The sequence below is a fragment of the Actinomyces sp. 432 genome, from assembly GCF_009930875.1.
Lineage (GTDB): Bacteria > Actinomycetota > Actinomycetes > Actinomycetales > Actinomycetaceae > Actinomyces.
Genome location: NZ_CP025249.1, coordinates 982901 through 996442, shown reverse-complemented (window position 1 = coordinate 996442; position 13542 = coordinate 982901). Strand labels below are relative to the sequence as shown.

Below are 13542 nucleotides of genomic sequence, written 5' to 3'. Positions count from 1 at the left end.
ACGACGACGCCGTGTCACCGCCGCGGCCGCACCGGATCGGCGGCCCGGCCGACTCATCACACCGCTTCAAGTTCCGCCCATACCTCCAGCCACCCCGCCAAGGACCCGCGATGAGTACACCCACCGCCCCGATCGTCCCCGGACCCGACGCCAGGGTTGAGAACGCCCCGGGACTGTTCGCCCTGGGCTCCTACCTGCGCCGGGGAGAACCATCCGCAGACGCCCGCCGGCTGTTCCTCGAAGGCGGGCGCGACGCCGACTCCTTCTACCGGCACCGGTGGAGCCACGACAAGATGGTCCACTCCACCCACGGGGTGAACTGCACCGGCTCGTGCGCCTGGGAGGTGTACGTCACCGACGGCGTGATCACCTGGGAGAAGCAGATCACCGACTACCCCACCACCGGGCCGGACATGCCCGAGTACGAGCCCCGCGGCTGCCCGCGCGGTGCCGCCTTCTCCTGGTACACCTACTCCCCCACGCGCATCCGCTACCCGTATGTGCGCAGCGTCCTGCTGGACGCCTTCCGCGCCGCCCGGCAGCGCCACGACGGCGATGCCGTGGCCGCCTGGGCGGAGGTCACTGGAGATCCGGAGACCTCCCGCGCCTACAAGTCGGCGCGCGGGCGGGGCGGAATGGTGCGGGTCGGCTGGGACGAGGCGATGGAGCTCATCGCCGCCGCCTACGTGCACACCATCCGCACCTGGGGGCCGGACCGGTGCGCCGGGTTCTCCGTCATCCCGGCCATGTCGATGATCTCCTACGGGGCCGGCGCCCGCTTCCACGAGCTGATCGGCGGCACCATGCTGTCCTTCTACGACTGGTACGCGGACCTGCCGCCGGCCTCCCCGCAGGTGTTCGGAGACCAGACCGACGTCCCGGAGGCGGGCGACTGGTACAACGCCCAGTACCTGATCATGTGGGGGTCGAACCTGCCGCTGACCCGCACCCCGGACGCGCACTTCATGACTGAGGCCCGCTACCACGGGCAGAAGGTGGTGGCCGTCTCCCCCGACTACGCCGACAACACCAAGTTCGCCGACCAGTGGCTGCGGGTGGCCCCCGGCACCGACGGGGCGCTGGGCATGGCCATGGGGCACGTGATCCTGTCCGAGTTCCACGTCGGGCGGCGCGAGCCCTTCTTCCTGGAGTACATGCGCCGTCACACCGACGCCCCGTTCCTGGTGGAGCTGGTGCCCGCCCCCGACGGCTCCGGGACGGTTCCGGGCCGCTTCGTCACCGCCGACGGCGTGGCCGGGGTGGCCGACGACCTGCCCCGCGGCGAGTTCCGGCCGCTAGTGTGGGACCGCGAGCGCGGCCCCGCCGACCCCGGCGGCACGCTGGCCGACCGCTTCACCCCCGAGGGCGAGGGCAAGTGGAACCTGCTCATGGAGGGCGTGGACCCGATCATGTCCATCGCCGACCTCGCCGACGACGGCGCGGCGGGCCCATCCTCCCAGGCCGCCGACGCCGCGGGCTCGCCCGCCCCGGCAAGCAGCGTCGTCGTCGAGCCGACGGAGATCCTGCTGCCCCGCTTCGACCTGCCCGGCTCGCAGACCCCCACCGGCAGCGTCGGCGGCGGCGTAGCCCGGCGGGGCGTACCCGCCACCCGCCTGCCCGACGGGCGGCTGGTCACCACCGTCTACGACCTGCTGCTGGCCGACTACGCGGTGGCCCGTCCCGGCCTGCCCGGCCAGTGGCCGGCCGACTACCACGACGCCACCGTCCCGGGCACGCCCGCCTGGGCCGCCGAGCTGACCGGCGTGCCGGGCCCGGCCACCATCCGGGTGGCGCGGGACTTCGCCGTCAACGCCATCGAGTCCGGCGGCCGCTCCCAGATCGTCATGGGGGCCGGCATCAACCACTACTACCACGCCGACCAGATCTACCGGACCCTGCTGGCGCTGACCTCCATGTGCGCCACCCAGGGCGTCAACGGCGGCGGCTGGGCCCACTACGTCGGCCAGGAGAAGGTCCGCCCCATCGCCGGCTGGTCGCAGTTCGCCTTCGCCCTGGACTGGCACCGGCCCGCGCGGCAGATGATCTCCACCGGCTTCTGGTACCTGACCACCGACCAGTGGCGCTACGACGATACCCCGGCGGACCGGCTGGCCTCTCCGCTGGGCGCCGGCACCCTGGCGGGCAAGACCGCCTCGGACACCCTGGTGGAGGCGATGCGGCGCGGCTGGACGCCCTCCTATCCGACCTTCGACCGCAACCCGCTGCTGCTGGGCAGCAGGCCGCCGCCGCGGGCATGGACCCCAAGGACTACGTCGTCGACCAGCTGACCCGGGGCGAGCTGCGCTTCGCCTGCGAGGACCCGGACGCCCCGGAGAACTTCCCCCGCATCCTGGCCTCCTGGCGCACCAACCTGCTCGGCTCCTCCGCCAAGGGCACCGAGTTCTTCCTGCGCCACATGGTCGGCTCCGGTGGCGACGTGAACGCCGTCGAGACCCCCGCCGGACGCCGCCCGGTGTCCATGACCTGGCGGGAGGAGGCGCCCCAGGGCAAGTTGGACCTGATGTGGACGGCGGACTTCCGCAACACCTCCACGACGCTGCACTCCGACGTCGTACTGCCGGCGGCCACCTGGTATGAGAAGTACGACCTGTCCACCACGGACATGCACCCCTTCATCCACTCCTTCAACCTGGCGATCGACCCGCCGTGGGAGGCACGCAGCGACTTCGACATCTACCAGCAGCTGGCCGAGCTGGTCAGCGCCTGGGCGCCCAAGTACCTGGGCACCCAGACCGACGTCGTCGCCGCCCCGCTGACCCACGACACCCCCGACGCCATGACCATGCCGCACGGGGACACCTCCGCCCTGCCGCAGGCGTGGGTGCCGGGCGTGACCATGCCCAAGCTGGTGCCGATCGAGCGGGACTACACCCAGATCCGCAACAAGTTCGACGCCGTCGGCCCCCTCGTGGAGTCCCCCGGCATCCCCATCAAGGGCATCATGCTGCACCCGGAGCGGGAGATGGAGCGACTGCGGCGTGCCCATGGCACCGGCGTCGGCGCGGCGGCGGGCCGCCCACTGATCAATACCCCCATCCGGGCCGGCGACGCCGTCATGCACATGTCCGGCGCCACCAACGGGCACCTGGCCACCCAGGGCTGGCAGACCCTGTCCCGGCGCACCGGCACTCCCCTGGTGGAGCTGAGCGAGGAGGAGGCCGGCAAGCAGGTCACCTTCGCCGACACCCAGGTCAAGCCGCAGCCCGTGATCACCACCCCGGAGTGGTCCGGCTCGGAGCACGGGGCAGGCGCTACTCGGCCTTCGTGGTCAATGTGGAGCACGCCAAGCCCTGGCACACGCTCACCGGCCGCATGCACTACTACCTGGACCACGACTGGATGCGGGACATGGGTGAGTCGCTGCCGACCTTCCGCCCGCCACTGGACTTCGCCGCCCTTTACGGGGAGGCCGCACCCGGGCAGGTGGGCACCACCCCCGACGGCGCAGTGCAGGTGGCCGTGCGCTACCTGACGATCCACAACAAGTGGGCGATTCACTCCCAGTACTACGACAACCTGCACATGCTCACCCTGGGCCGGGGCGGGCAGACCATCTGGATGAGCCCGGCGGACGCGGAGAAGATCGGTGTGCGGGACAACGAGTGGGTCGAGGCCTACAACCGCAACGGGATCGTGGCCGCCCGCGCGGTCGTCTCCCACCGCATCCCCGAGGGCACAGTGTTCATGCACCACGCCCAGGAGCGCACCATGAACACGCCGCTGACCGAGACCTCGGGGCGCCGCGGCGGCACCCACAACTCGCTGACCCGCATCGTGCTCAAGCCCAGCCACTTCGCGGGCGGCTACGCCCAGCTCTCCTACGCCTTCAACTACATCGGCCCCACCGGCAACAACCGCGACGAGGTCACCCTCATTCGTCGTCGCACCAACCAGGAGGTGACCTTCTGATGAAGGTGATGGCCCAGATCGCCATGGTGATGAACCTGGACAAGTGCATCGGCTGCCACACGTGCTCGGTCACCTGCAAGCAGGCGTGGACCAACCGCGAGGGCACCGAGTACATGTGGTTCAACAACGTCGAGACGCGCCCCGGCGTCGGCTACCCCAAGGGCTGGGAGGACCAGGAGCGCTGGCGCGGCGGCTGGGAGCGCACCGCCGCCGGTCGGCTGCGGCCCCGCTCCGGCGGGCGCCTGCGCCGGCTCGCGCAGATCTTCGCCAACCCGGACATGCCGGGCGTTCAGGACTACTACGAGCCGTGGACCTACGAGTACGACCGGCTGCTGTCCGCCCCGAAGGACTCCCCCAACATTCCGGTGGCGCGCGCCAAGAGCCAGCTGACCGGCGAGTACCTGCCCACGATCCAGTGGGGCCCCAACTGGGACGACGACCTGGGCGGCTCCACCCAGACGCTGCCCGAGGACCCGATCGTGGCGGGCATGAGCCGGAAGGTCGCCACCGAAATCGACCAGACCTTCATGTTCTACCTGCCGCGCATCTGCGAGCACTGCCTGAACCCGACCTGCGTGTCCGCCTGCCCCTCCGGGGCCATGTACAAGCGCAGCGAGGACGGCATCGTGCTGGTGGACCAGGACGCCTGCCGCGGCTGGCGCATGTGCGTGTCCGCCTGCCCGTACAAGAAGGTCTACTTCAACCACGCCACCGGCAAGGCCGAGAAGTGCACCCTGTGCTACCCGCGCCTGGAGGCCGGCCAGCCCACCGTCTGCTCCGAGACCTGCGTGGGGCGGCTGCGGTATCTGGGGGTGCTCCTGTACGACGCCGACCGGGTCTCCCAGGCGGCCGCCGTCGCCGACCCGCGGGACCTGTACCCGGCACAGCGGGAGATCCTGCTGGACCCCCACGATCCGGAGGTGGTGCGGGCGGCCCGGGATGCGGGCGTGCCCGCCTCCTGGGTGCAGGCCGCCCAGAACTCCCCCGTGTGGGACCTGATCTCCACCTACCGGGTGGCACTGCCGCTGCACCCGGAGTACCGCACCATGCCAATGGTCTGGTACATACCGCCGCTGTCGCCGGTAGTGGACGAGGTCGCCGCCGCCGGCCTGGACGGGGAGGACCACCGGGTACTGCTGACCGCCGTGTCCGAGATGCGCATCCCCCTGGAGTACCTGGCGGGCCTGTTCACCGCCGGGGACACCAACGCGGTGGAGCTGGTGCTGCGCCGACTCGCCGCCATGCGCTCCCACATGCGGCAGGTGCGCCTGGGACGTGAGGCCGACCCAGCCATCGCCGCCGCCGTCGGCATGAGCGGACAGGAGCTGGAGGCCATGTACCGGCTGCTGGCCATCGCCAAGTACGACGACCGCTACGTCATCCCCACCGCCAGCCCGGAGGTGCCGCGCGGCATGACCGCCATGGGTGAGGATGTGCGCACGCTGCTGGGTGAGGGCGCCCCCGCCGCCTGCGGCTCCGCCGCCACATCCCAGGGCGTCGGCGGCCCGGTGAGCCTGCCGCTGCCGACCGTGCGCCGTTCCCCGGTTCCGTCCGCCGGCCCCGGCGTCGGGGTGGGCCAGGCCGGCCGAGCCGAGGGCAGCTGACATGGCGATGAAGACCGGTGAAGACGTGGCGCCGCCGGTGGCCGCGGTGAGGGTCGACGCCGCCACGCGGGCGATCGTCCATATGAGCGTCTCCCTGCTGCTCGACTACCCGGCTGAGGGCATTTTCACCGAGCGGCTCGACGCCGTCGCCGCAGCCGTGACCGACGCCCCTGGGCTGCCGGAGGCGGTCCGCGCGCCACTGGAGGCGTTCGTGGCGCAGGCGCGCAGCCGGGGCACCCGCGCCTTGGCCGAGCACTATGTGGAGGTATTCGACAGGCGCCGGCGCTGCTGCCTGTACCTGAGCTATTACGCCGTCGGCGACACCCGCTACCGGGGCGCCGCGCTACTGGCGTTCAAGCAGGCCCTGGCCGCTGCGGGCTACGAGCTCGAACGCGACGAACTGCCCGACTACCTGCCGGTGGTGCTGGAGCTGAGCGCCCGCAGCGGGGATGAGATAGCCGACGTGCTGCTGTCCTCGCACCGGGACGGCCTGGAGGTGCTGCGCCGGGCCCTGGCCGACGCAGCCTCCCCCTACGCCCGCCTGCTCGACGCCGTCGTCGCCACCCTGGAGCCGGTGGATGAGGCCACCGCGCAGCGGGTGCGTGCCCTGGTCGCCGCCGGCCCACCCACCGAGACGGTGGGTGTCACCGACACGCTGCCCTTCCCGACCATGCCGCCGACGACGCCCGTCGGCTTCCCGTCTGCATTCACCACACAGGAGCAGTCATGAGCACCTTCGAGTCCGCGGTCCTGTGGACCGCTCTGCCCTATGTGTCCTTCATCCTGCTGGTGGCGGGGCTGATATGGCGATACCGCACCGACCAGTTCGGGTGGACCAGCCGCTCCTCCCAGTGGCAGGAGTCGGCCATCCTGCGCTGGGCGTCTCCCCTGTTCCACTTCGGGATCCTGCTGGTAGCGCTGGGCCACTTCATGGGCCTGGTGATACCCAAGAGCTGGACCGAGGCGGCCGGTATCCCCGAGCACGTCTACCACCTCATGGCCGGGATCCCCGGCTCGATTACCGGGCTGATGACCCTGGTGGGGCTGGCGGGACTGCTCTACCGGCGCATCGTGGTCAAGTCGGTGCGCCTGGCGACCACGCGGAACGACATCTTCATGTACGTGCTGCTGGCGGTGCCCGTGTGCCTGGGCGCGTGGGCGACGCTGTCCACGCAGTTGCTGGGCGGCGCCGACGGCGGCTACGACTACCGGGAGACGATCAGCCCCTGGTTCCGGTCGGTCTTCGCCCTGCACCCGGCCCCGGAGCTGATGGCGGACGTGCCCATGGTGTTCAAGCTGCACATTGTGGCGGGCCTGCTGCTGTTCGCCGTCTGGCCCTTCACCCGGCTCGTCCACGTGGTCTCCGCGCCGCTGGGCTACGTGACCCGGCCATACGTGGTCTACCGCTCCCGCCCGGGCGCCACCGCAACCGTGCGGCCGCGCCGCGGCTGGCAGCCGGTGCGCACGCAGGGCACCGGTAACCAGGGCGCCGACGACCTCACCCCCTCCCAGGGTGCCTAGTCGTCTGTGTCTGTCTCCTACGCCGAGGTCGGTAGACGTTACGTCTACCGACCTCGGCGGTTATATCTACCGGTCTCGGCATGTAACAAGTGCCGGTCTCGGTGAAGGTGGGACGCAGCGGTTGCCGGTAGCCTCGCCGGTGGGGCCCAGGCCTCGCACCACGATTCGAAGGAGACGCCCACATGCACCTGTCACGTCGCAGAGCCTCGGCCTCAGCCACACGCCGCACCGCCCTGGCCACCGCCGTGCTTACCGCAGCCCTGTCGCTCACGGCCTGCGGCGCCATCGGCTCGCCGTCCTCCAGCACGGAGTCCCCCAACGCCACCGCAACCAACGCGGGCGCTAACGACCAGGTCGTGGTCTTCGCCGCAGCCTCGCTCCAGGACGCCTTCGAGGAGATAGCCGATAACTTCCAGCGGGCCAACCCAGGCGTCTCCGTAGTCTTCGACTTCCAGGGCTCGCAAGACCTGGTATCCGCCCTGTCCGAGGGCGCGGCAGCCGACGTGCTCGCCACCGCCAACAACTCCACCATGGACGACGCCGCCGCCCAGTCCCTGGTCGCGGACCAGTCGGAGTTCACCACCAACGTGCTTACGCTCATTGTCCCGGCTGGCAACCCCGCCGGCGTCACCGGCATTGACGACGGTACCCTGGACGGGGCCGACCTGGTCATCTGCGCACCGGAAGTGCCCTGCGGGGAGGCCACCCGAACGCTCGCCACCCGGCTAGGCGTGACGCTGGACCCGGTTTCCGAGGAGCAGAAGGTCACCGACGTGCGCGGCAAGGTCGCCTCAGGGGAGGCCGACGCCGGCATCGTCTACACCACCGACGCCGCCGATGCGGGCAACGCCGTCGAGGTCATCGCCCTTCCCGACAACGACGTCGTCAACCACTACCCGATAGCGCTCACGCGGGATACCGCGGTCCCAGATACCGCCCAGGCATTCGTCGACCTGGTCCTGTCCGACGCCGGGCAGGCGGTGCTGGCCAAGTACGGCTTCGGCGCCCCCGCGGCCAAGTGACCCGGCTCGGAACCGCATCCGGCACCAGGACCGCATGGGGAAGTGCTACCGCCCGGTCCCGGGCCGCCCGCACCCGCCTGCCGACGACCGTTGTGCTCCTGGCATTAATCGGTGCCTGCGCCACCCTGCTGCCCCTTGTCGGCCTGGGAACCCGGGTGGACTGGGCCCAGTTGCCCACCCTGCTCGGCTCGCAGTCCGCCCGCCTGGCGCTGGGCCTGTCGCTGCGCACCTGTGTCCTGGCCACACTCGTCTCGGTACTCCTGGGGGTGCCGCTGGCGGTCGTGCTCGCCCACGAGTGGCCCGGCGTGCGTGTGGCCCGGGTGCTGGCGGTGCTGCCCATGTCCATGCCGCCGGTGGTGGCCGGCACGGCCCTGCTGGCCACGCTGGGCAAGCGGGGCCTACTCGGCCCGCTCCTGGGCGGGCTCGGCATACAGGTCTCCTTCACCACGACCGCCGTGGTGATCGCCCAGGTGTTCGTCTCCATGCCCTACCTGGTGGTCACGTTGGAGGCGGCCCTGCGCTCGCGCGACACCCGCCCCGAGACGATCGCCCGCACGCTCGGAGCCGGCCCGACGACGGTGCTCACCCGCATCACCCTGCCGCTGGCCGCCCCGGCCCTAGCGCGCGGCACCGCATTGGCACTGGGGCGCAGCCTGGGCGAGTTCGGCGCCACCATCGCCTTCGCCGGCTCGCGTGAGGGCGTCACCCGGACCGTGCCGCTGGCGATCTACCTGGAGCGGGAGTCCGACGCCCCGACCGCCCTGGCGCTGGCGGTGGTGCTGATCGCCGCATCGTTCCTGGTGGTGGGCGCCACCGGCGTGCGCTGGGATGTGCTTGGCCGGCGCCTTCGTCAGCGTCTGCAAGGTCCGCCAGGCACGACGCCGTCCCACCCCCAAGGTGCCGGCCCCACCAGCACAGCCGCCCACCTCCCAGACGGCACCCCCGCCGCCCCCCGGGCAGGCAACGCTACTGGCAGCGACTCGCCCCGGGCGTCGGCTCCGAGCGCATCCGCCGCGGCTGCCTCCCCGCGCGGGAGGGCCGTGCACGTGCACTTCACCTCCGCCGCCCGCCAGGTCGCCGTGGACCTGTATATCCCGGCGGGCCGCACCCTGGCCCTGATCGGCCCCAACGGCTCGGGCAAGTCGACCGTATGCGAGGTGCTCGCTGGCCTGCTGGACGCCACCGGCGGGGAGGTCCGCCTGGGTGAGCGGGTGGTGGACGGCCCGGACGGGTTCGTGCCCGCCGGGCGGCGCGGGGTAGCCCTGTTGGCCCAGGCACCGGGCCTGTTTCCCCACCTGTCGGTGCTGGACAACGTCGCCTTCGGCCCACGGTGCCAGGGCGCCTCTCGCGCTGCCGCCCGGGACCTGGCGGCGGCGGAGCTGGCCGCGGTCGGTGCCACGCACTTGGCGGCGCGACGCGGGGATGAGCTGTCCGGCGGGCAGGCGGCCCGGGTAGCCCTGGCCCGTGCCCTGGCCACCCGACCGGCGGTGCTAGTGCTGGATGAACCGACCGCCGCGATCGACGTCGCCGCCCGTCAGGAACTGCGCTGTCTGGTGGCCCGCCGCGCTGCCCAGTCCGCGCTGACGGTCCTGCTGGTCACGCATGACGTGGTGGAGGTGGCCGCCCTGGCCGACGACGTAGCCGTCCTGGACCGCGGGCGGGTGGTCGAGTCCGGCCCCGCCGCCCGGGTGCTGGCGGCCCCGGCGACCGCCTTCACCGCCCGGCTGACCGGGACGACGCTGCTGCGCGGCACACTCACCGGCACCCCGGATCAGCCGGTCCTTCGCCTGGGCGACGGTACCGAGGTGGTGGCCGCCCCCTTGGAAGAGGCTGCAGACCGTGCGGGCTTCCACCTCGACCGGTCGGCGGCGGCACTGCTGCCGCCCGAGGCGGTCGCGGTCTACCCCAGCCCCGCAGACGGCCCCGAAATCAGCCGGGCGACGGCGGGCAGCCCCCGCAACACCCTGCGCGCCACGGTGCGCGAGGTGAGCGGCAACGGCGGGTTGATGGCGGTGGTGCTGGAACTGGGCGACGGGCAGCTCCTGCGCGGCCTGCTTACGGCGGCGGCGGTCGCGGAGCTGGGACTGCGCCCGGGCCGCCAGGTGACGGCCGTGATCAAGGCCGCCCAGGTCCGCCTGGTGCCCGCAGCCCCAGCAGCCACATGAGGTAGAGCCCGCCGCATGCGGCCGCCAGCAGCCCTACCGGAATCTGGAAGGGGGCCAGCAGTCGCTGCGCCAGCAGATCGGCGACCACAAGCAGCGCGGCACCCATGGCGGCGGAGACGGACAGTGTCAGCCCCGCCGTCCGGGCCAACCGCTGCGCCAGCTGGGGCGCGGCCAGCGCCAGGAATCCGATGGGCCCGGCCACGGAAACGCATAGGGCCGCGAGCACGACCCCGTAGCCGACTATGGCGGCGCGCACCCGCCCCACGCCGATCCCGAGGGAGGCGGCGGCGTCGTCACCCAGCTCCATGACGGCGGCGGGCCGCCCTACCCAGGCCGCCAATGGGATTAGCACGGCGGCCGCCGCTGCCAGGGGCCGCACCTGTGTCCAGGTGATGGCGTTCAGGGAGCCGTACTGCCAGGCGCGGGCGACCTCGGCCTCCTGGATGGTGGCGCGCGAGAGCAGGTAGTCGTTGAGCGCGGAGAGCGTCTGGGACAGGGCGACGCCGGCGAGCACCAGGTTCTCGCCGGCGCCCCCACGGCGCATGGCCACCGCGACTACGACGGCAGCGGTGGCGAAGCCGCCGGCGGTGGTGCCCAGGGCGATGGTCGCAGTGGAGGAGGCGGCGGAGACCAGGATGACGAGCAGGCCGCCGGTGGTGGCGCCGGTGGTGAAGCCGACGATGTCGGGGCTGCCCAGCGGATTGCGCGACAGGCTTTGGAAGACGGCGCCGGAGATGGCCAGCATGGCACCGATCAGGACGGCCGCGATGACGCGGGGCAGCCGCTGGCCCAGCACGATGAACCGGTCCAGGTCGCTGCCGCCGCCGGCCAGGACGCGCAGCGCGTCGGCAGCGGACAGGGTGTAGGCGCCGGTGAGCAGCGTGTAGACGCCGGCCGCTGCGGCCACCGCCACCAGCACCGCCGCCACAGCCAGGGCGCGGCGGCGCACCAGCAGGCTGCCCGCACCCGGGCGCAGCAGGAGGCGGTCGGCCGGCGGCCCGGCTGCGTACGGGGATTTGGAGCGCTTGGCGGCGACGCCGTCGGGCGGCGCGGCCGCCCCATCCGGGGATTCGGAGCGATCCGCCCAACGCGGGGCCGCACTCACCGGGTCACCTCACCGCGTCGCAGCACCATGGCCAGCAGCACGGGTCCGCCGATGAAGGCGGTGACCACCCCCGCCTCCAGCTCGTCGGGCCGGATCAGGACGCGCCCCACGATGTCCGCGGTCAGCAGCAGGATCGGCCCGGCAAGCAGAGAGGCGGCCAGCAGGCGACGCTGGTCGGCGCCCAGAATCAGCCGTAGCGCATGGGGCACCACCAGCCCGATGAAGGAGATGGGGCCGACCGCCGCCGTCGCCGCCCCGCACAGCAGGGTGATCGCGGTCAGGGCGAGCAGTCGGGCCCGCCCCGGCCTGGCGCCGAGCGCAGTGGCCTGCTCCTCGCCCAGCGCCAGGATGTTGAGAGTGTGCCCGGAGGCCAGGGCAAGGGCGAGCCCCACCGCCAGGAATGGGGCCACCCAGGCCAGCAGGGCGGCGTCGCGGCCCTCGAGGGCACCCACCACCCAGAAGCGGTAGGAGTCGAAGGCGCTGGTGTCATACATGGTGATGGTGCCGGTGATGGCGTTCAGGCTGGCGCCCAGGGCGATTCCGGCCAGCACCAGGCGGGTCGGGCCGGCCTCACGGCTGCGGTGGGCCATGAGCTGAACCAGCCCGGCTGCGAGTGCCGCGCCGGCGAAGGCGAACCAGAGGTAGCCGGAGACGGTGGTGATGCCGCCCAGCCAGACGGACAGCACCACTGCTAGGGAGGCGCCGGCGTTCACCCCGAGGATGCCGGGCTCGGCCAGCGGGTTGCGGGTCAGGGCCTGCATCACTACCCCGGCGACGGCCAGGGCGGCGCCGGTGGCGACGGCGAGGGCGGTGCGGGGCAGGCGCAGGCGCCAGACGATCAGGGAGGCGACTGTGTCGTCGTGGGCGCGCAGCCCGTCCCACGCCTCGGCCACCCCCAGCGGCCGGGAGCCGACGACGAGGCTGAGCAGGCACAGGGCAACGAGCGTTCCGGCACCGGCCAGCACCAGGCCGAGTTCCAGGACGGCCCGAGGCGCCGCGGAGCGGACACGGCTTGAAAAAAGAAGCACACCTTAGGATAGCCTCAGCATATGAGTTCTCTGCTTTCGCGCCGCACCGCCCTGGGCGCGCTCGGCGCCGCCGTCGCCATCCCCGTCATCACCGCCTGCTCCGGCGCCACTACCTCCACCGCCACCGGATCTGCCTCCGCCGCGGCCGGGGCCACGGATACGGCCTCCTCCTCCGCGGCCGACGCCGCCGTCCCCACCACCATTCCCCAGGGCATGGGCTCCAGTCAGGGCGACGACGTCTTTCCCCGCACCGTCACCCACTTCCTGGGCGAGACCACCATTGACGCCGCCCCCGAGCGCGTGGTGATCATCTCCACCGGCCAGCTGGACGCAGCCCTGACGCTGGGGATCGTGCCGGTAGGCGCCACCTCCGGCGACGGGGCCGGCACCGTCCCCGACTACCTGCCCGCCGCCTTCCCCGACCACGTCGACGCCCTGGAGGCAGTCACCGACGTCGGCTCGCGCACCGAGCCGAGCGTGGAGGCGATCGCGGACCTGTCCCCCGACCTGGTCCTGATGAACATCGCCGGCAAGGACGCCGAGTCCCTGTACGGCTCCCTGACCGAGATCGCCCCGACCGTGGCCACGCAGGGCACCGGCCAGTACTGGAAGCAGGACTTCCTGCTGCTGGCCGACGCCCTGGGTAAGCCGGAGACGGCACAGGCCTGGTTGGACGCCTTCCATGCCGACGCCGCCTCCGCCGGCCAGGACATCACCGACGACGTGACCGTGTCTCTGCTGCGCAAGAACGGCGACCGCACCCGCATCTTCGGCGCCGTCTCCTTCGCCGGCTCGGTGCTGGCCGACATGGGCGTGGCCCGCCCGGATACCCAGACCTTCACCGACGACACCTCCGTCGACATCTCCGAGGAGCAGCTCGACCAGGCCGACGCCGACTGGATCCTGTTCGGCGTGCAGGGCGGGGACCCCGCCGAGCTGACGGGCATGTCGCTGTGGCCGACGCTTTCGGCGGTGCAGGCCGACCAGGTCGTGCAGGTGGAGGAAGAACCCTTCTTCCTCAACGCCGGCCCGACGGCGGCCCGCTTCGTCCTGGACTCCGTCAGCACCACGGTGAAGTGACTCCGACCGCGAGCGGCGGAGCTCCCGCCGCGACCACCGGGTTCGCCGCCGCTGAGCCCGCCCCGCGCCGGGGCGAGCTCCGGGCCC

At 72.2% G+C, this 13542-nt stretch carries 8 protein-coding genes and 1 pseudogene; 7 read left to right on the top strand and 2 right to left on the bottom strand.

Annotated features, from left to right (window positions below; translation table 11 throughout):
- Window positions 1–110: 110 nt before the first annotated feature.
- The 6 genes and pseudogenes from CWT12_RS04090 to CWT12_RS04065 all read left to right on the top strand — a co-directional run bounded on the left by CWT12_RS04090 (window position 111) and on the right by CWT12_RS04065 (window position 10242).
- Window positions 111–3930, top strand: a pseudogene (locus tag CWT12_RS04090) (nitrate reductase subunit alpha).
- Window positions 3930–5534, top strand: a complete 1605-nt coding sequence (gene narH, locus CWT12_RS04085; RefSeq protein WP_161923811.1) for a nitrate reductase subunit beta — start codon at window positions 3930–3932, stop codon at window positions 5532–5534. The pseudogene CWT12_RS04090 and the gene narH overlap by 1 nt, the downstream one beginning before the upstream one ends.
- Before the next feature lies 1 nt (window position 5535).
- The gene (gene narJ, locus CWT12_RS04080) at window positions 5536–6264 is read left to right on the top strand and encodes a nitrate reductase molybdenum cofactor assembly chaperone (protein WP_161923810.1); all 729 of its coding nucleotides are present in this window, start codon (window positions 5536–5538) and stop codon (window positions 6262–6264) included.
- A complete protein-coding gene (gene narI, locus CWT12_RS04075) occupies window positions 6261–7055 on the top strand; it encodes a respiratory nitrate reductase subunit gamma (protein ID WP_161923809.1) in 795 nt (264 codons plus the stop codon). The genes narJ and narI overlap by 4 nt, the downstream gene beginning before the upstream one ends.
- 182 nt (window positions 7056–7237) lie before the next feature.
- Window positions 7238–8077 (top strand): molybdate ABC transporter substrate-binding protein, encoded by an 840-nt coding sequence (gene modA / locus CWT12_RS04070; RefSeq protein WP_161923808.1) that lies wholly within the window; start codon window positions 7238–7240, stop codon window positions 8075–8077.
- A 92-nt stretch (window positions 8078–8169) separates the two neighbouring features.
- Entirely contained in the window at window positions 8170–10242 is a 2073-nt protein-coding gene (locus tag CWT12_RS04065) for an ATP-binding cassette domain-containing protein (RefSeq protein ID WP_237564302.1), read from the top strand.
- Here CWT12_RS04065 and CWT12_RS04060 read toward each other — a convergent pair.
- Together CWT12_RS04060 and CWT12_RS04055 are read right to left on the bottom strand one after the other, a co-directional pair.
- The gene (locus CWT12_RS04060; protein WP_161925282.1) at window positions 10193–11221 is read right to left on the bottom strand and encodes a FecCD family ABC transporter permease; all 1029 of its coding nucleotides are present in this window, start codon (window positions 11219–11221) and stop codon (window positions 10193–10195) included. The genes CWT12_RS04065 and CWT12_RS04060 overlap by 50 nt on opposite strands.
- A gap of 122 nt (window positions 11222–11343) precedes the next feature.
- A complete protein-coding gene (locus CWT12_RS04055; RefSeq protein WP_237564366.1) occupies window positions 11344–12327 on the bottom strand; it encodes a FecCD family ABC transporter permease in 984 nt (327 codons plus the stop codon).
- Window positions 12328–12396: 69 nt separating this feature from the next.
- On the opposite strand from CWT12_RS04055, the gene CWT12_RS04050 reads away from it, so the two are divergent.
- Complete coding sequence (locus tag CWT12_RS04050) at window positions 12397–13455, top strand: ABC transporter substrate-binding protein (RefSeq protein WP_161923805.1); 1059 nt, start codon at window positions 12397–12399, stop codon at window positions 13453–13455.
- Window positions 13456–13542 lie beyond the last annotated feature (87 nt).